Consider the following 19,825-nt stretch of genomic DNA (forward strand, 5'->3'; position numbering starts at 1 on the left):
GCAACTATGAACAAGGACGCACTCAAGCGCTGGCTCATCGCCGCAGGAGTCCGCGCCGTGAAGACGGCCGCCCAGACGGCGGTGACGCTCATCGGCTCGACCGCCGTGGCCATCACGTCGCTCGACTGGGGCCAGATCGCGGCCGTGGCCGCGTGCACCGCAGTGGTATCGGTACTCACCTCAATCGCCGGAGTCCCGGAGGTCGAGGAGGGTACCTCGCCGTTTGCGATGCGGCACTAGCGCTACTCGCGGCATCCGTGCTCGTCTTCCTCTCTCTCGAGCTAGGGATGCCGCAGGTGCGGACGGCCGGAAAGGCGATACCGACCGTCTACGACAGGAGCGCCCCCGCGCAGGTCCCGACCTACCTCCAGACGGACGGGCGCTGGGGCGCTCTCCCCTATGCCGGGGACGACATCGCCACGAGCGGCTGCGGCCTCACCAGCGCGGCCATGGCGTACACCAGCCTCACCGGCGAGGAGTGGACGCCGCTGCGGCTCGCGCTGACCGTCGGCGACACGTGCACCACGGACGGCCTGAACGACATGCAGAAGTTCTGCGCGTGGATGCGCGCGAACGACGGGAGCCTGTCGAGCACGGGCCTGCTCTACGACCAGCAGGAGGCGCTCGGGTATGCCGGGCGCGGCTGGATGGTGTTCGGCTCCATGACCGGCCAGCTCCATGAGGGCGGGAGGGCCTACGGAGGCCACATCGTGCTCATATGCGGGTGGGACGGCGGCACGGCCGACATCCGCGACCCAGACGAGGGACAAGTGAATCTGAACACAGACGAGTTCGCCAGCGTATCGTGGGCGTACTTCATCGCTATAGGGAGTGATTGACGGTGCAGGGCATCGACATCAGCAACTACCAGAGGGGTATCGACCTCGACAAGGTCCCGTTCGACTTCATGATCTGCAAGGCGACCGAGGGCACCGGAATCGTCCACGACACCTGCGACGGCTTCGTCCAGAAGGCCAAGGCGCTCGGGAAGAAGTGGGGCTTCTACCACTTCCTGAACGGCGAAGACCCGGTGAAGCAGGCCGAGTTCTTCGTATCGCAGACCAAGAACTACTTCGGCAACGGCGTGCCCGCGCTCGATTACGAGATGTACGGCATGGTCCACGGGGCCGCAGGTGCCAAGAAGTTCCTCGACCGCGTCCATGAGCTGACTGGCATCCGCTGCGCGGTCTACATGAGCCGCAGCGTATGCACCGAGGACGACTGGAGCGCCGTGGCCAAGGACCACCCGCTGTGGGTCGCCCAATATGCCAACACGGAGCGCACGGCATACCAGGCGACCCCGTGGCTGCCCTCCGGCGGCTTCGGCGCGTGGAACGAGTGCGCGCTCCACCAGTACAGCTCCAACGGCCGCCTCGACGGATACGCCGGGCCGCTCGACCTCGACATCGCGCACCTCGATGCGGACGGCTGGGACAGGGTGGCGAACCCCAAGGGCCTGCCAGTTCCAGATGCCAAGCCGAGCGGGACGGTCCCGCAGCCGCAGGAGACGGCGCTCGAGCTGGCCGCCCGCGTCATGGACGGCACCTACGGCAACGGCGACGCGCGCGAGAAGGCGCTCGGCGACCGCTACGACGAGGTACAGGAGCTGGTGAACTACGTCCTGAAGACCAGCGCCACGGAGCTGGCCGACGCCGTGATCCGTGGGCAGCTCGGCAGCGGCGAGCTTCGCAAGCGCGTGCTCGGCGGGCGCTATGCGGAGGTGCAGGGCGTGGTCAACGACCGCCTCGGCGCGTCGTCCAAGAAGACCTACACGGTCAAGAGCGGCGACACGCTCTCGGGAATCGCCGCCGAGTACGGCACGGACTACCAGACGCTGGCCAAGGCGAACGGGCTGGCGAACCCGAACGTGATCTACCCCGGCCAAGTGCTGGTGGTGGGATAGCCAAAAGTAAAGGGGAGGCTCCTCGCGGGACCTCCCCTTTTTCAGTAGTTGCTATTTTAGGCGGCACGGGAAAACCTGATGAACACGGAGCGCCCGAGCGCCAGTACCTGGGTTCGACTATCTTTGCAAATGGGGCACCATTTAAATTAAGAAGCCCGTTACCCCCGCGGTGACGGGCTTTTTGCTACCGATATGCCGGGATTCGAACCCGACAGGGTGCGGAGCTGAGGAAACGCGCAAGCGTTTTCCAGCGCAGCACGCAAGGAGCGAAGCGACGAAGCGGAAGCGGGCGGCGCCAGCCGCACGCGGATATCCCGCTGGGGGCACCATTTAAACTGAGAAGCCCGTTGCTCTCGCGGTGGCGGGCTTTTTGCTATCCATGTGCCGGGATTCGAACCCGACAGGGTGCGGATCCCGGCATCATCGCAAGGCCTGTGGTCAAAAAATGGCAAATATGAGTACTGTTACCATTTTAGTTACAGCGATTTCATGCCTTCAGAAGGCGATTTAGCCGTCAGGCGTCCTACGGCGGAAAAATTGCAGACGTTTATCGGCTAAGTACTTGGACATATGTTGCGTAACACTACATATTTTGCAAATAAATAATGTTACAGGACTTGTGACAGTACTCATATTTGACGTTTTTTGCCCATAGCCCTTTATACCTAGGCACATCGGCGGCAAAACGGGCTTCAAAGCGTCCTTCGCAAACAAAAAGCCGGGGCCCGCGCGATGCGGACCCCGGCTCAATACCGTGACGATATGTCAGTTACGTTCTACACATAGAACAGAATGTCGTCGTAGGTCGGAACCGGCCAGTAGTCGGCGGCCACGATCTCCTCCATGGCATCCACGGCGGCGCGCAGCGTATCCATAGCGGGAACGACCTCGTGTGCATACACATTGGCCTGCTCCTGGCCATCGAGGGCCTCGGCCTTCTGATGCACGGCGTCGAGCGCCTTAATGGAGTCGTTGATGGCAGTGATACCGTTGCAGAGCTTGTTGAGCGTATTCTGCTCGCACTGCATGGCGGCCTCGGCGCCGGCGGCGCGAATAGTCTCAAGGCCCTTAGCGACCTTGGTGGCATAGGCGGTAATGACCGGGCGATAGGTACGACGCGCCTCGCGAACCATCGTGGTAGCCTCGATGTTCATGAGCTTGTTGTACTTCTCGAGCTTGCAGTCGTAGCGGCACTGAGCCTCGGCCTTGGTCAGGACACCCGTCTCCTCGAAGAGCGCGATAGCCTTATCGGAAACAAAGGCGGGCAGGGCATCGGCCGTGGTCTTGTTGTTGGCAAGGCCGCGCTTCTCGGCCTCAATGGGCCACTCGTCGGAGTAACCGTCGCCGGAGAACAGGATGCGCTGGTGATCGGTCAACACCTTCTTGCAGTACTCGAGCGCGGCATCCTGGAACTCATCCTCGGGCGTACCCTCAAGCGCGTCGGCGAAGGACTTGAGCGACTTGGCCACGGCGGCATCGAGCACCAGGTTGGAGTCGGAGACGTTCTGTTCGGAGCCGCAGGCACGGAACTCGAACTTGTTGCCGGTGAAGGCAAACGGGGAGGTGCGGTTGCGGTCGGTGTTGTCCTGCATCAGCTTGGGCAGAGTATCGGCGCCCAGGTCGAGCACGCCGCGCGTGGCATGGACGGAAGCCTTGCCATCGATGATCTTCTCGACGACCTCGGTAAGCTGGTCGCCCAGGAAGATGGACATAATCGCCGGAGGAGCCTCGTTGGCGCCCAGACGATGGTCGTTGCCGGCCGAGGCAACGGAGGCACGCAGGAGCTCCTGATAGTTATCGACGGCCTCGATCACCGCGGTGAGGAAGACGATGAACTGCAGGTTGTCGAGCGGGGTGTCGCCCGGATCGAGCAGATTCTCGGACTCGGTGCCAAGCGACCAGTTGTTGTGCTTGCCCGAACCGTTGATGCCCTCGAAGGGTTTCTCGTGCAGCAGGCAAACCAAGTCGTGGCGGGAGGCGATGAGCTTCATTTTCTCCATCATGACCAGGTTCTGGTCGATGGCCTCGTTGACTTCGCCATAGACGGGGGCGAGCTCATGCTGGCAGGGAGCAACCTCGTTGTGCTTGGTCTTGGCGGGAATGCCGAGCGCCCACAGCTCATCGTCCAAGTCCTTCATGTAGGCCGAGACGGTGGGGCGGATAGCGCCAAAGTAGTGCTCCTCGAGCTCCTGGCCCTTGCAGGGAGCGGCGCCAAAGAGGGTGCGGCCGGTAATGACCAGGTCCTTGCGCTTGCGGTAAGCGTCCTTCTTGATCAGGAAGTACTCCTGCTCGTCACCCACGGAAGGAACGACCTTCTTGGGGGTCTTACCGAACAGCGCCAAAACGCGCTTAGACTCACGCGAGAGCGCGGTCATGGAACGCAGCAGCGGGGTCTTCTTGTCCAGGGCCTCGCCCGTGTAGGAGCAGAAAGCCGTGGGGATGCACAGGACATCGTCCTTGATAAAGGCGGGGCTAGTGGGGTCCCAAGCGGTGTAGCCACGGGCCTCGAAGGTAGCACGCAGGCCGCCGTTGGGGAAGCTCGAGGCATCGGGCTCGCCCTGGATAAGGTTCTTGCCCGTAAACTTGGTAATGGCGGTGCCGTCGTGGTTGGGCTCCAGGAAGCTGTCGTGCTTCTCGGAAGTAATGCCCGAAAGCGGCTGGAACCAGTGCGCATAGTGCGTCGCACCCTTGGAGATGGCCCAGACCTTCATGGCATGGGCAACGGCGTTGGCCACATCCAGGTCGAGCGGCTCACCGCCCTCGAGGGTTGCAGCAAGGCGCTTCCAAATGTCCTTGGGGAGGTAGTCCTTCATGACTTCCTCAGAGAACACCATGGTCCCGAAGCGGTCAGTAAGTTCGGCCATACGGAACTCCCTTCGTATCGGCACCGCGTGAGAAGCGGTGTTGATTACTAACGAACGAGCCATAGCTTAGACTCGCCGTGTTTCCGCGACATTACCGTTATGTTGCTGTCGCGAAACCAATCAATGAGGTTACCCTATCGAGGCGGCGTTGCCACCCTCAACAGCCAATCAACTGCATAAATTGCAGACCTCTCCCCATGGTTTAAGGGTAGACAATTTGGGATGGAGCTCTATTAACTGGTATTTTGCATCAGATACCAGTCTTTATAGTCCGTGCCTAGATTAGCCGCTCTGTTATAGAGAAAGCCGATAGCAAGGCATCTTTGATTGGTATCCCCGAATAACGAGTGAAACTCCACCGTGACACAGTGGTGCTGTAGAATCCTTACAGCACATCACACTATTACGTATCTAGAGGAGCACGATATGCGCGTCGACGAGGTTTTTAAGCAGGCAGCATCCCAGGGCACCGCGCCCGTTTCGTTTGAGATGTTCCCGCCCAAGGGCGAGCTCACCCTCGACACGGCTCGCGAAGTGGCAGGCAATCTGTGCAAGCTTTCGCCGAGCTTTGTCTCGGTCACCTGCTCGGCCGGCGGCTCGGGCAACGGCGCCACCACCGCCCCCATCGCGCATATGATTTCGAGCGAATTCGACACGCCCTCTGTGGCACACCTCACCTGCGTGGGCCGCACCCACGCCGACATCGCCGCCAAGATCGACGAGTATCGCACCGCCGGCGTTGAAAACATTCTGGCGCTGCGTGGCGATCTCCCTGCCGGCGCGACCGAGGACGACAAGCCCGCCTCCGACTACGCCTACGCCCGTGACCTCATCCCCGAGCTCGTCGACGCCGGCTTTTGCGTGGGCGCCGCAGCCTACCCCGAGGGCCACATTGCCTGTGAGGATCTCAACCTCTCGGTCGAACACCTCAAGCAAAAGCAGGACGCCGGCGCGAGCTTCTTTGTGACGCAGCTCTTCTTTGATAACGAGTGCTTCTACCGTTTTCGCGAGCTTGCCGACAAGGCCGGCATCACCGTGCCCATTACCGCGGGCATCATGCCGTTTATGGGCAAGTCGCAGATCAGCCGCATGGTCTTTATGTGCGGCGCGTCGCTGCCCTCCCCCGTCATCAAGATTCTCGCCAAGTACGAGAATGACCCCGAGAGCCTGCAGGCAGCCGGTGTAGATTATGCCGCCCGCCAGCTTTGCGACCTCAAGGAGCACGGCGCCGACGGCCTGCACCTGTACACTATGAACCGTCCTGCGATCGCCGCGACCATTATGGAGCGCCTGGGGTAATGGAAAAACCGCACATCGATACAACCGCTGTCGAAGTGCCGGCCGACCTTGCGTCGCCGGCGCTTTACCGTGTCGATGCTGCGCACCATCCCCGTGTCGACCGTGCCGAGATGCTGCGGTATCTGGGTTACGGCGGCCAGCAGATTGAGCCCGAGCTGTCGCAGCGTATTGAGCTTGTGGTCGAGCGTCTGGAATTGGACATTGAGCCCCGTGGCGTGCGCCGCGTATTTGCCATCGATGCCACGGGCGTGGACGAGCAGGGCAAGCCTTGCATCCGTCTGGTCGGCACCAACGTTGAGCTGCGCGGTCGTGATATCTATCGACATCTCAAAGACGCCCGCTTTGCCGCGCTCATGGCATGCACCCTCGGCATGGACGCCGAGCGTCGCCTGCGCACCACGGGAGCCCAACATCCCCTGGAGGGCGCCGTGCTCGACGCCGCGTGCTCCGCTTACGTGGAAGCCGCCGTTGAGCAAATGGACCAGCAGGTCAAGACGGACGCCGCCGTTCATGGGCTCGCCGGCAACTGGCGCTTTAGCCCCGGCTACGGCGACTGCCCGCTCTCGGCCCAGCGCTCGATCGTCAATGCGCTCAACGCCACGCGGCTTATCGGCCTGACCGTCACGCCCACCAGCCTGCTCATGCCCACCAAAAGCGTGACCGCGGTGATCGGCCTGTTCGATGGCGAGGTCCACGACGCCCAAAGCCGCCCCACCTGCAATATCTGCCGCATGCGCGAGAACTGCCGCTTCCGTGCCGCCCACACCACCTGCTATTCGCATTCTGAATAAAATGTCAATTGATGGCACGGTATCGAGGGAATCTCATCCGTATGTAAGCGGATGTCCTCACAAACAAGTACCATTAGATGCCAAATAACAACTATCTGAAAGCCAGTACATGCACAACATTCTGCAGTTCTCGCCACAACTAACCGCGCTTGAGTTTTTTTCAGGCATTGGCTTGGCTCGTGCCGGCATGGCAAAAGCCGGAATCAAAACAATCTGGGCAAATGACATAGACCATACTAAATGCGCCATGTACAGCCAGTGTTGGGGCGATGAACATCTAGTCGAGCAGGATGTTCACACACTCGACCCCGACCTAATACCCCAAGCCGACATCGCATGGGCGTCAAGCCCTTGCACAAACTTATCTCTCGCGGGAAACAGGGAGGGACTTATCTCTGGCAAAGAGTCCAGTGCGTTCTTTGGCTTTATTAAGGCCATCGAAGGAATGAGCGATCGTGCCCCGCGGGCACTTGTTCTCGAAAATGTCATCGGCCTTGCCACGTCTAATAACAGTGATGACTTTAGACTCGTTTGCCAGGAATTTAATCGTTTAGGCTATTCATGCGACGCCTATTTTATCGATGCACGGCACTGGCTTCCCCAGTCACGCCCCCGCATGTTTGTCGTCGGATTAAAAAACCCTCTTCCCAACAGCCGACTCGATTCCTCGCTTCGACCTGAAAAGGTCTCCTGGATTCACTCCGACCCTTCACTCATTACGCACGTCTCTCACCTAAACGAACCGAGCCCACTTCGCATGAGGGGCCTTGCAACGGTTGTTGAAAATATTCCCGAGGACGACAAGCGTTGGTGGAACAAAAACCAAGTGCAAGCATTTATCGACTCACTTGCACCGCATCAAGCAGAGCGCCTTCAGCGCTTCTTAAATGCCAAAGAAAAAATTGTTCGCACTGCTTACCGTCGCACGCGATCGGGCGTTGTGCGCTGGGAAATCCGTGAAGAAGAAATTGCCGGATGTCTAAGAACGGCTCGCGGCGGCTCATCAAGACAGGCAGTCGTTATATGCGAAAACGGAAAAATAGAAGTTCGCTGGATGACTGGAACTGAATATGCCCGTCTCCAAGGTGCTGACTCATGTCAGTTTAGCGGCTTCTCGGATGCTCAGATTCGCTACGCATTCGGCGATGCAGTTGCCGTGCCAGTTGTCACTTGGCTTATAAAAAATGCAGTCAAACCCGCGCTTATGTCTTCAAGGAACGGAGTGAACAATAATGGAAATGACCAATTGCTCCTTGAGCGAGCCCGATAAAGGTATCTTGGATGCCATTGAACTCTGGTACGAATCCAAGCGCAACAAGCGAGGCAATGTCAACCGTAACGTTATGGCGGTTGGCATAGGCATAAGCGAGCTGCTGCAAAACCGTTTTCCGCTCACCGACGATTATGTGCAATCGGACAAGGGGAGCCAAGTACGAGGCCTAAGTGGAGCATGCATCAAAACAGTTTTAGCCAGACATGGGGAAACGCGTGCCTTCGCGTCAGAGGGCGGCAGAACCTCACGCGGCACACTCCCGATGGCGCTTGAGCTTGCCACAATTATCAACTCTGCCCTACCCAGTGACATTTGCGAAGACACTCGTCTTGAAGCTGCGAATGCAATCGCCAATTTCTTCGTCGAGCGAATCCAGGTCGATTTCTTTAACCGGCAGAGAATCAAAGTCGAAATCGATCTTCAAAAACCAATTTCTGTCATTGTCGATGATATCCTAGCCGAAGCAAGCCTACGGTCCGATAAGCCAACGGGTACCGTCGCACAGCACCTGGTAGGTGCAAAACTTGAGATGTTATTTCCAACCATAGAAATCGGAAAGGACAACTCAAACGCCGCCGACCAGCAGACAGACCGTTCTGGCGATTTCCAAATCAATGATGCTGCATTTCATGTGACTGTATCGCCAATGGCCAAATTGACCGATCGATGCCGAGATAACATTCGAAATGGCATTCGGCCCATCGTCGTTGTCCCCCACGATAAAGTTTCCTTCGCTTACGGACTGTTCGAAAGTGAGGGACTCGGCAATCGCGTACAGGTTATCGCGCTCGAATCGTTTATCGGCATCAATATTGAAGAGTTATCGTTCTACAAGCGAGGCCTAATTCGATTAAATGTCGCACGGCTTCTTGCCCACTACAACAAGCGAATCGAAGATATCGAGCCCGACAAATCTCTTCAAATAGAAATTCCTCAGTGGGCTCTAGACGAAATGGATGCACATGGCGAATAGCTCAAACATACTTATCACTCATGATTCTGACGGCACTGCATTGGCGGCACCCGTTGATGCCGCACGTCGCAACGGTGCCACGTACAAGACGCGCACGATCGACGATCTGCGCATTAAGGACGATCGCCTGCGCGCCGCCATCGAGGGCACGGGGCACCTGCTGTTCGACGGCGGCATGGGCACCATGTTGCAGGCCGCTGGCATGAAGGCGGGCGCCCTGCCCGAGCTGCTCAACTTTGAGGAACCCCAGGTTATCACCGATATCCAACGTCAATATGTCGAGGCCGGCTGCGACGTGATTACCGCCAACACCTTTGGCGCCAACGCCCACAAGCTCGACGGTGCCGCCACCGTGGCAGACGTCTTTGCCGCGGCCGTCGCCTGTGCCCGCGAGGCCGGCGCCCGCTACGTCGCCGGTGACATCGGCCCCATCGGCGCGCTGCTTCGCCCCCTGGGCACCCTCAGCTTCGACGAGGCCTATGACCTCTTTACCGAGGAAGTGCGCGCAGGCGTCGCCGCGGGTGTGGACCTCTTTATTATCGAGACTATGACCGACCTGGCCGAGATCAAGGCGGCCGTCCTCGCCTGCCGCGAGAACTCCGACCTGCCCGTCTTTGCCACCATGACCTTCGAGGAAGACGGTCGCACATTCCTGGGTACGAGTCCCGAGGTTGCCGCCATCACGCTCGACGCCATCGGCGCCGACGTTTTGGGCATCAACTGCAGCCAAGGACCGGCCGAGCTCCGAGGACTCGCCGCGCGTATGCTCACCGTTACCGACAAGCCTGTTATGGTGCAGGCCAACGCAGGACTGCCCCACGTGGACGACGACGGCAATACCGTCTTTGATATCCAGGCCCCCGAATACGCCGAAGCCGTCGCCGGCATGATCGCCGACGGCGTGAGCGTCGTGGGCGGTTGCTGCGGCACCACGCCGGCGCACATGGCGGCCTTGCGCACGCTTATCGACAACCACACGCCCAGCCCGCGCCGCCGCAAGCCCAGCATGTCGGTCACGAGCGCCCAAACGGTCGTGGACCTTCCCTGCGACGGCCACAAGATCGCCGTCATCGGCGAGCGCATCAACCCCACCGGCAAAAAGCGCCTGCAGCAGGCCCTGCGCGACGGCGACCTGGACTACGTCGTGAGCCAGGGCATCAGCCAGCAGGAACAGGGCGCCGATATCCTGGACGTCAACGTCGGCCTGCCCGAGATCGACGAGGTCAAGATCATCCAACAGGCGACCGAACAGCTCCAGGGCTCCACGCTGCTGCCGCTGCAGATCGACTCCACCGACCCCGCAGCCGTCGAGGCCGCCGTGCGCCGCTACGCCGGCAAGCCCATCATCAACTCGGTCAATGGCAAGCAGCAGATCATGGATGAGATCTTTCCGCTGGTCGCCCACTACGGCACCAACGTTGTCGGCCTTACGCTCGACGAAGGCGGCATCCCCGATACCGCCGAGGCTCGCTTCACCATCGCCGAGCACATCGTGGCCGAGGCTGCCCGTTACGGCATCGGACCGGACCGCATCCTCATCGACTGCCTGGTCATGACCGCCTCGACCAACCAGCGCCAGGCCGAGCAGATCCTGCGCGCCATGTCCCTGTGCAAGGAGCGCCTGGGCGTCAAATGTGCGCTCGGCGTGTCGAACATCAGCTTTGGCCTGCCTGCCCGCCCGCTGCTGGGTTCGGTCTTTTTGGCCGCCGCCTTTGGCGCGGGCCTGGACGCCCCCATCATGAACCCGGGCTCCAAGCGCTTTATGGATACCGTCTACAGCTATCGCGTCCTGAGCGTTGAGGACGAGGGCTCGACCGGATACATCGAGCGCTATGCCGGCTGGACCGATCCGTACAAGATCGCCGCCAACCCGGCAGCTGCTCAGGCAGTATCGACCGACGCTGTGCCCGCTGCTGGCACCGCCGGCACCGACGGCAACGACGACCCGATTCGTCGCATGGTCGTCTCGGGTCGCAAAGGCGAGATCGCTGCCGAGACCGAGCGCCTGCTGGCCGACCACGACGCCATGGACCTCATCAACAATCACTTTATCCCCGCCCTCGACGAAGTTGGCGTCCTCTTTGACCGGGGCAAGTTCTTCTTGCCGCAGCTCATGGCCTCGGCCGAGGCGGCACGCGTGGGCTTCGACACCATCAAGCGCCTGATGCCCGCCGGCGAGATTGCCGACAAGGGCAAGATCTGCGTGGCCACCGTCAAGGGCGACATCCACGATATTGGCAAGAACATCGTCAAAATGTTGCTCGATAACTACGGCTACACCGTCTTTGACCTGGGCCGCGACGTCGATCCGCAGGAGGTACTCAAGACCGTCAAGGAGCGCGATATCAAACTCGTCGGCCTCTCGGCGCTTATGACTACCACGGTCGTCGCCATGGAGGAGACCATCAAGCTGCTCCATGCCGAGGTGCCGGGCGTCAAGATCATCGTAGGCGGCGCCGTACTCACCCCCGAATACGCCAAGCAGATCGGCGCGGACTACTACGCCAAGGACGCCGCCGAAAGCGCTCGTATCGCCGAAGAGGTCTTTGGGCAGTAACACAACGGAAACAACCGAGCACCAAAACGTGCCGCATGCGCCACTTGGCACGTGCGGCACGTTAAAATAGATAAGACTATGCTCGTTTTGGCAGATAGGAGCGCAAGGATGGCGATCACGCCCGCAGAAATCGCGGAAACCCGCGGCATGGTTGAGGAGCAGAACCTCGACATCAGGACCATCACCATGGGTGTTTCGCTCATGGGTTGCGGCGACGAGAACCTCGACCGCATGTGCACGAAGATCTACGACCACGTGACGCACACGGCTGAGCATCTGGTCGAGACCGCCGAGAACCTCGAGCGCGAGTACGGTATCCCCATCGTCAACAAGCGCGTTTCCGTCACCCCGGTGGCGCAGATTGCCGCGTGCTGCAAGGATGAGGACCTCACCCCCATCGCGCATGCCCTCGACCGCGCGGCCGAGACGCTCGGCATCGACTACCTGGGCGGCTTCTCCGCGCTCGTCCAGAAGGGCATCGGCGACGCCGACCGTCGCGTCATCCAGTCCATCCCCCAGGCGCTCGCCACCACGAGCCGCGTCTGCTCCAGCGTCAACGTCGCCAGCCTGCGCGCCGGTATCAACATGGACGCCGTGCTTATGGCCGCCCAGACCATCATCGATGCCGCTAAACTCACGGCCGACCAGGACTCCGTCGGCGCTTCCAAATTTGTCTGCTTTGCCAATATGGTCGAGGACTCCCCGTTTATGGCGGGCGCCGTCCACGGCGGTGGCGAGGCCGACGCCGTCATCAACGTAGGCGTCTCGGGCCCCGGCGTTATGGCCGCAGCCCTGGAGACGCTGCCCGATTCCGCATCGATGATGGAAGTCGCCGAAAAGATCAAGCAGACCGCCTTTAAGATCACCCGTGCCGGCGAGCTCATGAGCCGCGAGGCCGCCCATCGTCTGGGTGTCGAGAAGGGCATTGTCGACCTGTCGCTGGCTCCCACGCCTGCCATCGGCGACTCCGTCGCGCGCATCCTCGAGATCATCGGCGTGGGCACCTGCGGTGGCCCCGGCACGACCTGCGCGCTCGCCATGCTCAACGATGCCGTCAAGAAGGGCGGCGTCATGGCCAGTTCCAGCGTGGGCGGTCTCTCCGGCGCCTTTATCCCCGTGTCCGAGGACGCCGGCATGATCGCCGCCGTCGAAGCCGGCGCGCTTTCCCTCGAGAAGCTCGAGGCCATGACCTGCGTGTGCTCCGTCGGCCTGGACATGATCGCCATCCCCGGTGACACCCCGGTCGAGACCATCGCCGGCATCATCGCCGACGAGATGGCCATCGGCGTCATCAACAACAAGACCACGGCCGTGCGCGTGATCCCTGCCATCGGCAAGGGCGTGGGCGACTGCGTCGAGTATGGCGGCCTGTTTGGCCGTGCGCCCATCATGCCGGTGAACCCCAACGCCGGCACCGTGCTTGCCCACCGTGGCGGACGCTTCCCGGCGCCGCTGAACTCGCTCAAGAACTAGCTGAGGGGTTCGGGCGAGGAGTCCCGAGGAGGGCAAATATATAAGGTCGCCTGCTCGGACAGTCCTGACTCGCACGGAGAGCACATTAAGTGCTCTCCGGCTCGTGCGGAACTCGCGATCGACCTTATACATTTGCCCTCCCCGGGACTCCTCGCACAACGGGACCTCAGTTGGGTTCTATCCCGTATGGCAGTCGCTTCGCTCCTGCCCGCCTTGGTTGTGAGGGCGGTTTGGCGTTGGAACGGTTCTTTCTGATATATGCTGGTTGCGGCTCTTCTTTTGGGAGGAGTCGCTTTTTTGTTGCTAGGAGGTTGGCCCGTGGCTGATGATTTGATTCGTTCTGAGCTGCTTGCTGCGGATTGGAATGGCGAATGGATGCGCCTGCAAGCTGCTCGGCGACGGGCTGATGATTCTTTTGAGTGGGATAAAAGGGCTCGGCATTTTCGGCCGCTTGAGACTGCTCCGTATGCCCGAGACTTTATGAAGCTGTTGGCGTTAAAGCCTGGTGAATCGGTGCTTGATATGGGGTGTGGGGCTGGGTCGATTGCTATTCCGCTTGCGCAAGACGGACATCCCGTGATTGCCGCTGATTTTTCCCCTGCCATGTTGGGCACGCTTGATGCCGGCATTGAGTACTACGGGCTCGAGGGGCGTATAACGCCGCTTGAGCTTGCTTGGGATGATGATTGGGATTTGGTTGGACCGGTCGCGAAAGCGGTGGATGTTGCCTTTGCCAGTCGCTCTGTCACCACGACCAACCTAAAAGGCGCGCTTGCCAAGCTCGACCGCACGGCTCGCCGGCGTTGTGCTGTCACGATGGTCGCCAACTCCAGCCCGCGCTACGACCTGCACGTGATGAACGCCATCGGCGCCTCGGTTACCTGCAGTAATGGCTTTGTGTACGCCTTCAACATCCTCATTCAGATGGGTGCGTTGCCGCTGGTTACATACTTTGAATCGCCTCGTCGCGATACCTTTAATAGCCTCGAGGCAGGCGTGGCGGACTTTTCCCGCATGCTTGAGCATGGCAACGAGGATAAGGTCGACCGTCTGCGCGACTACATCGCCCAGCACATGATCGAGAATCCCCATGCCGGTGAGCCGGGCTCCAAGGGCGTGCCGCAGGGGCGCTATATGCTCGATCATGTCCGCAAGGTTCGTTGGGCGTTTATTGCATGGGAGCCGGTCTCTGCGCCCAGCTCATAGCCTGTTCGCAGCCCGCACCGCCCACTCACTCGGCATCCGCATTCTTTGCGAACTGGGCAAACGCGCTCCACACCGCGCCGTTCCTGCGCTATCGTGGGACAGTTCACGTAGATTAAGGCCCCGTCGCGGGGCGCCCCATACATAGAAAGCGAGAACCCATGGCACTGACAGGAGCCCAGGTCAAGCAGCTTCGCAGCATGGCCCATCACCTCAACCCCGCCATCATCATCGGCAAGTCCGATATCAACGAGGGCACCGTCGAGCAGACGGTCGCCTACCTGGAGAAGCACGAGCTCGTTAAGTGCTCCGTGCTCGATGGCTCCAGCCTTTCCGCCCGCGAGGCCGCCGAGGAGCTCGCCGAGCGTTGCCACGCCGAGGTCGTCCAGGTCATCGGCCGCAAGTTCTCACTATATCGCGAGTCCTCGCGCAAGGACATCGAGAAGATCAAGCTCGTCTAAGAGCCAATGATCCGGCGATCCAACACATAGCAAGCTTACGGGTGCCCAAGTACTTCGGGCGCCCGTTTTTTATCGCTCGACCAGCACGCGATTGAGCCGCCCCTCCACCAAGCGCTCGTATAGACGCCGCGTCTCGGGCTCGGGCACGCCATTGACCTGCTCCCTCAGGTGGTGCATATGCCCGCTGTACAGCTCGACGATATCGCGCCGCCGCCCCGCCGCACTGTAGACGCGCATGGCGCAGCGCACCATATCCTCACGCGCCGTTTCCTGTCGAAGCCCCGACTCCGCCAGCCAAATCGCCGACTGCAGATCGTTTTCTTCTAGAGCGGCATTTGCTCCCTTAATCATGCAATCGATGTACTTTGACTGCATAATGCGCCGCATGCGCAAAAAGTAGGTGGGATTACAGCCATTGGGAACATACAGCGGTCCGGCATAAAGCTGCTCAATCTTAAGGCACAGCTCAACTAAATGGGGCCCGCTCGCACCCGTGCGATTTCCCAAAACCTCGCGGCTTATCTGGTCAAACAGCCGCACATCGGTCTTAACGTAGTCGCCATTGAGTCCGATGCATTCATTTTGGATGAGCACACATGACTTGCCATCCGGCGTCGGCCCCAAAGCCGACCGCAAGCGCGATATCGTCGAGTACAGGTTGTTGCGGGCGCTATTAAACTCGGCATGGGGCCACAGCTCCATGGCCAGCGTCTCACGATCGACGAGCGCATCCATGCCCAGCGCAAGCCGCTCGGCAAGTGTCGCCGCCTTCTTGCGGCGCCACATTTTGTCCGTGATGGGAAACCCGTCGCGCTCGGCGCGAAACGCACCAAACATGCGAATCTCGATATGGTCGATGGTATCAACGGCTTCAACCTCGCCGGCCTGGAATAGGCGCTCGCCCTCCCCTTCCAAATCGTCGCGCAGCGAGTACCGCGACAGCTCGCGCACGGGAAGCTTCTTGCGTATCCTGGCCGCCGGCTCGCCCAGACAATGCATGGCAAGGCGCGCAAAGAGCCGATACGATGGCTCTAGAATCCCCGCACGATTCATGGACATCCAGGCCGCAAGATCGCTGTCTCGGCCCGCACAGGCCAAATGCAGCGCCACCATCCAGGCCTCCGCTCCACCAACCTGCGTCTGGCTTATATCGAGCAACTCCGCTTCCTCGCGCACCGAAACCATCGAGGTGTTACGCAGATATGCCGCGCGTTCCAGCAGCAATGCGTTATCGCGCATGTACGCAATCGACTCCTCGGCAAGTTTGAGCACTTGGACCGCACGGAACTTTGCATTAACCGGCCGTCCCTCTGCCAGCGACTGCCAGCCTTCTAGCAACAGGCCAAACAGCTGAATCTGGTTGTCGCGCATGCGCACAGCAAAACGATCGAGCTCGTTGAACGCCGCGTCGTCGGTTACCGGCAAGCCGGAAAGGAGCCGCCGTGCCGCCAACACCATGCGCACCCAGATAGCCATCGCCTTAAGCCCGCGTACGTCGAGCGCCTCCCGCACCACCGTCATCTCGTCGTCGCGCTCGTCGGTTCCCGCAAACGACCCGTCAAAGAGCTCCACCAGCATACTATCGGCCCGTATAACAATCCCCGCGATGTCGAGCTCGCAGTCGTAGGCCTTGCTCGTTTTGAGCTGTTGTAGAACGCCGCCGTCATCTCCCCGTTCGGTCAGGCATCGCTTGACCTCGATATGCGCGGACAACATATCGAGTGCGGTATGGGATGTCTCGATTTCTGGCACGGCCAGGTTCGTAGGAAGCCCAAGCCCGTTGTCCCCATAGCAAACAGCCGTCAGCGTCTGGGCCACCCTCCATGAAACGGGGTCTATTTCGCAGGCCGCCCGTTCGCCCCCGCGCTCGATGACCGATGCCATATAGCGAGCGAGCTTTGTATTGGACACGCTGACCGCTGCCAGATATACGCCAAGCGCTTCGGCAGGCGTTGGCTCTGGAGCCGGATCGTCGGCATCGATCGTGCTCAGCGCCGCTCGGCAGATATCGGCCCCGTGCCCCGTCAGAGCCAGATCGACCCCATACTGCCCAGCAAGTTCAAGGACCGCTTCACGGTCCAGAAAGGCGTCCGCCAGGCCCATCGCCGCATCGCATCGGCCCGCCTTAAGTAAAATCCGGGCCGCCCTCGGAACAAGTTCGGGGCGAACCTCGGCCACCAACTTACGCAAGCGCAAGCGTCCGTTATCCTCCGTGCCCAGACACGTAAAACTCCGCTCGGCGGGATCCAAGCCAAAGATCGGGTAGTCGCGTACAAAGTAGGACTGGTCGACCATCGACAGCCTCACCCTACAGGCCTCGAGTTCTGCGATATTGCCCTCGCCCATCAAAACCATGAGACATGCCACGCAAAACAGCGCATTATTGTCGAGTGAAGCCAGATCGGCAAGTGCCGCGCCATACACGTTGACAATCTCGTTTTCGAGCAGGCCGGCTACGTCGCCTTGGCCATACAGACCTGTCTGCAATGCCGAAACGAGCTCGGGCACGCCCTGCGTGAGCTGATAAAAGTCGAGCGATGTGCTGATCGAAAACGCCGATGCCCACGCCGAATACTCATAGGCATGCACCTTGAGCATCTGCGCATTGATCTTAACCGAATCGCCCAGCCCATGAATCAGCTGACGATTTGAAGGACGGCAGGAGATAAAGACCCCTACCCCCATAGCGCGCAGGCCGCGAATCCTGTCGATGAGGTCTTCGGTATCGTGCTGATCGAGGTTTGGCACATTATCAATCGCGATAAGGGAGTGCGGTTTGTCTTTGAGTTCTTCGGTAACCACCTCGAGCTGCATAAACACCTCGCGCCCAATAGCGCGATCGGCCTCGATAATCCGCACGGGGCCTCGCGTCGGGTCGCATTTAACCTCATGGGTGTACTGCAGCAGCACCGAGGTCTTCCCAAACCCGTCGGGCGCATAAAGCACCACGATGCCGGCCTTTCGGCCCTTGGTGATAAGCTCATTCATCAAGCGTTCGCGTCGCACCATATAGCCTCCACCCAGCGGCATCAGCTCGAGGTCGTCTATACCGCTCAAATCGTTTACCATGCCCGCTCCTCAACTCGACCGTATGGACACTGTAGCCGCAAGACCATACAAGCCGCGCTATGAATAGAGCGACCTTGTGTTTTAGGTTGTCTTTTGGTACGCAAGCGGCAAGTTTTTGTACAGCGAGGGCCGATTGTTATTAATCCCCCGACTAATCGGTCTTTAAGCAGGTAAATGAGCTTGTCAGCTTGTCCCATCTAAGCGGCAGTGTAACGCAGATGAACAAGGTTCAGCCATGTCATTCAACTCGCCTAGCACCCGCTACCGTCTACGACCTTCTAGTGGCATTTTTGCATAGAATCTGGTATAGAATGAATCAATCTGTTGGACATCCGGCATTCGTCAAGCTTGCGGCAAGTTTTTGGTCAAATGGGCGGAAAGGGATAGCAAAAAGGCCCCCGCAAAGCGGAGGCCTTAGGCAAGGCTATGTCGAGCTGCAGGATTCGCGTTACTCGCAGAGCGAAAGGGCGGCCTCGTCGGCAACGACAACGCAGTTGGTGTGCAGCTGCAGGATCGAAGCCGGGCACTCGGGCGTAACCGGACCATAGCACATGTCATGCACAGCCTGAGCCTTGGCCTCGCCGTTGGCGACGACCAGGATCATGCGGGCATACATGATGGTCTGGGTACCCATGGTGTAGGCCTGACGGGGAACATCGTCGATGCTGTCGAACAGGCGGCTGTTGGCCTGAATGGTGCTCTCGGTGAGGTCGACGCAGTGCGTGCCCTTGGAGAAGTGGTCATCGGGCTCGTTGAAGCCGATGTGGCCGTTGTTGCCAATGCCGAGCAGCTGCAGATCCGGGTAACCGGCGGCGGCGACAATCTTGTCGTACTCAGAGCAGGCAGCGGCGGCGTCGGGGTTGGAGCCATCGGGCACATGCGTGTTGTTCAGGTCGATGTTGATGTGATCGAAGAAGTTCTCGCGCATGAAGTAGTGATAGCTCTGGGGATCGTTGTGCGAAAGGCCGCGATACTCGTCCAGGTTGTAGGTGCTGACCTCGGCAAAGTCGACGTCGCCCTTCTCGTACCAAGCAGCGAGCTGCTTGTAGGCACCGATCGGGGTGGAGCCGGTGGCAAGACCCAGCACACAGTCGGGCTTGAGGATAACCTGGGCCGAGATGATATTAGCGGCCTTGCGGCTCATATCCTCGTAGTCTTTAGCTTTAATGATCTTCATTACGCGTCCTTTCTCGTACAAGAGAGGCAAGGCTCCCTTACAAGCACTTGCCCGCGGCCCGCGTCGGCCGCAACCAACGTGTGCGGCCACCAGGGCGAGGTCGCGTAATGTATGTGTCTCGTGTCTAGCCGCGTCGAGGCCCCTGCCCGTCCACGGTGACCCGAAGCTGTTTAGCCTCGGACGTTTCCCATCTTGCCACGGAGGGCGTCCTCTTTCAAGGGCGCCCTCCGTAAACGTGTTTGAATTGTAGGCTAATGGCCACGTGCACTTGCTAGCGCTCGCGAGCAACGATGAGCTGGTCCATCTCTGCGACATGCACACCAACGGAGCCCTTGATACTCGAGAACTCAACGGAGTTGCATACCAAGATGGGAACCGTCACATCGTAGCCCTCGGCAGCAATTGCCTCGCGATCGAACTCAATGAGTACATCGCCCTTATGGACGATGTCACCCACTTGCGCATGTACGGTAAAGTGCTTGCCCTCGAGCTGAACAGTGTCCAAACCAACGTGGATGAGCACGTCCAAGCCATCGACCGTGTTAAGCGCAACAGCGTGTCCCGTGGGAAAAATGGCCTCGACCTTGGCATCAGCCGGTGCAATCACACGCGTTCCGGTGGGCCGAATCGCCACACCCTGGCCCAAAAGGCCGGTGGCAAACGTCTGGTCGTTTACCTCGGAAAGCGGAATGACGTCGCCCGAGATGGGAGCATCCAGCGTAAGGACTCGACCACGCATACCAAAAGACCTTAGGACTTTAGTGAACATGCTCCCCCTCGGA

15 protein-coding genes are annotated in these 19,825 nt (G+C 59.9%); 11 read left to right on the top strand and 4 right to left on the bottom strand.

The genetic code is table 11. The annotated features are described in order from the left end of the window. Positions 1 to 6: 6 nt before the first annotated feature. From GPK42_RS01560 to GPK42_RS01570, 3 genes are read left to right on the top strand one after another with little or no spacing between them, the layout of a single operon-like run. Entirely contained in the window at positions 7 to 240 is a 234-nt protein-coding gene (locus GPK42_RS01560; protein ID WP_117800487.1) for a holin, read from the top strand. A 17-nt stretch (positions 241 to 257) separates the two neighbouring features. After that, positions 258 to 839 carry a C39 family peptidase gene (locus GPK42_RS01565; RefSeq protein WP_215693048.1) on the top strand — a complete coding sequence of 194 codons (582 nt, stop codon included), beginning with the start codon at positions 258 to 260 and terminating at the stop codon, positions 837 to 839. A gap of 2 nt (positions 840 to 841) precedes the next feature. Further along, complete coding sequence (locus GPK42_RS01570; protein WP_215693050.1) at positions 842 to 1,903, top strand: GH25 family lysozyme; 1,062 nt, start codon at positions 842 to 844, stop codon at positions 1,901 to 1,903. Positions 1,904 to 2,679: 776 nt separating this feature from the next. Here the strand turns inward: GPK42_RS01570 and GPK42_RS01575 are convergent. Further along, entirely contained in the window at positions 2,680 to 4,767 is a 2,088-nt protein-coding gene (locus GPK42_RS01575) for a glutamine synthetase III family protein (protein WP_117745715.1), read from the bottom strand. A 426-nt stretch (positions 4,768 to 5,193) separates the two neighbouring features. Here GPK42_RS01575 and GPK42_RS01580 point away from each other — a divergent pair, with 426 nt between their 5' ends. From GPK42_RS01580 to GPK42_RS01615, 8 genes are all read left to right on the top strand, one after another. Beyond that, positions 5,194 to 6,066 carry a methylenetetrahydrofolate reductase gene (locus GPK42_RS01580; RefSeq protein WP_118080934.1) on the top strand — a complete coding sequence of 291 codons (873 nt, stop codon included), beginning with the start codon at positions 5,194 to 5,196 and terminating at the stop codon, positions 6,064 to 6,066. Then, entirely contained in the window at positions 6,066 to 6,857 is a 792-nt protein-coding gene (locus GPK42_RS01585; RefSeq protein ID WP_195361389.1) for a hypothetical protein, read from the top strand. The genes GPK42_RS01580 and GPK42_RS01585 overlap by 1 nt, the downstream gene beginning before the upstream one ends. 109 nt (positions 6,858 to 6,966) lie before the next feature. Next, a complete protein-coding gene (locus tag GPK42_RS01590; protein WP_195361388.1) occupies positions 6,967 to 8,127 on the top strand; it encodes a DNA cytosine methyltransferase in 1,161 nt (386 codons plus the stop codon). After that, positions 8,090 to 9,103 (top strand): DUF4928 family protein, encoded by a 1,014-nt coding sequence (locus GPK42_RS01595; protein WP_195361387.1) that lies wholly within the window; start codon positions 8,090 to 8,092, stop codon positions 9,101 to 9,103. Before GPK42_RS01590 ends, GPK42_RS01595 begins: the two co-directional genes overlap by 38 nt. Next, on the top strand, positions 9,093 to 11,660 hold the full coding sequence (locus GPK42_RS01600) for a homocysteine S-methyltransferase family protein (protein ID WP_252200018.1): 2,568 nt from the start codon (positions 9,093 to 9,095) through the stop codon (positions 11,658 to 11,660). Before GPK42_RS01595 ends, GPK42_RS01600 begins: the two co-directional genes overlap by 11 nt. 108 nt (positions 11,661 to 11,768) lie before the next feature. Further along, the gene (locus tag GPK42_RS01605; protein WP_035136908.1) at positions 11,769 to 13,133 is read left to right on the top strand and encodes a PFL family protein; all 1,365 of its coding nucleotides are present in this window, start codon (positions 11,769 to 11,771) and stop codon (positions 13,131 to 13,133) included. Between the two features lie 522 nt (positions 13,134 to 13,655). Next, on the top strand, positions 13,656 to 14,339 hold the full coding sequence (locus GPK42_RS01610) for a hypothetical protein (RefSeq protein WP_215693171.1): 684 nt from the start codon (positions 13,656 to 13,658) through the stop codon (positions 14,337 to 14,339). Positions 14,340 to 14,497: 158 nt separating this feature from the next. After that, positions 14,498 to 14,797 carry a YhbY family RNA-binding protein gene (locus tag GPK42_RS01615; protein WP_035136905.1) on the top strand — a complete coding sequence of 100 codons (300 nt, stop codon included), beginning with the start codon at positions 14,498 to 14,500 and terminating at the stop codon, positions 14,795 to 14,797. 69 nt (positions 14,798 to 14,866) lie between these two features. On the opposite strand, the gene GPK42_RS01620 is transcribed toward GPK42_RS01615, so the two are convergent. The 3 genes from GPK42_RS01620 to GPK42_RS01630 all read right to left on the bottom strand — a co-directional run bounded on the left by GPK42_RS01620 (position 14,867) and on the right by GPK42_RS01630 (position 19,782). Further along, positions 14,867 to 17,866, bottom strand: a complete 3,000-nt coding sequence (locus tag GPK42_RS01620) for an AfsR/SARP family transcriptional regulator (RefSeq protein ID WP_215693051.1) — start codon at positions 17,864 to 17,866, stop codon at positions 14,867 to 14,869. A 448-nt stretch (positions 17,867 to 18,314) separates the two neighbouring features. Then, positions 18,315 to 19,043, bottom strand: coding sequence for a glucosamine-6-phosphate deaminase (gene nagB / locus GPK42_RS01625; RefSeq protein WP_215693059.1), 729 nt, complete (start codon positions 19,041 to 19,043; stop codon positions 18,315 to 18,317). Positions 19,044 to 19,314: 271 nt separating this feature from the next. Further along, on the bottom strand, positions 19,315 to 19,782 hold the full coding sequence (locus GPK42_RS01630; RefSeq protein WP_338404308.1) for a PTS sugar transporter subunit IIA: 468 nt from the start codon (positions 19,780 to 19,782) through the stop codon (positions 19,315 to 19,317). Positions 19,783 to 19,825: the final 43 nt, after the last annotated feature.

The sequence above is a fragment of the Collinsella aerofaciens genome (assembly GCF_018785265.1).
GTDB lineage: Bacteria > Actinomycetota > Coriobacteriia > Coriobacteriales > Coriobacteriaceae > Collinsella > Collinsella aerofaciens_AI.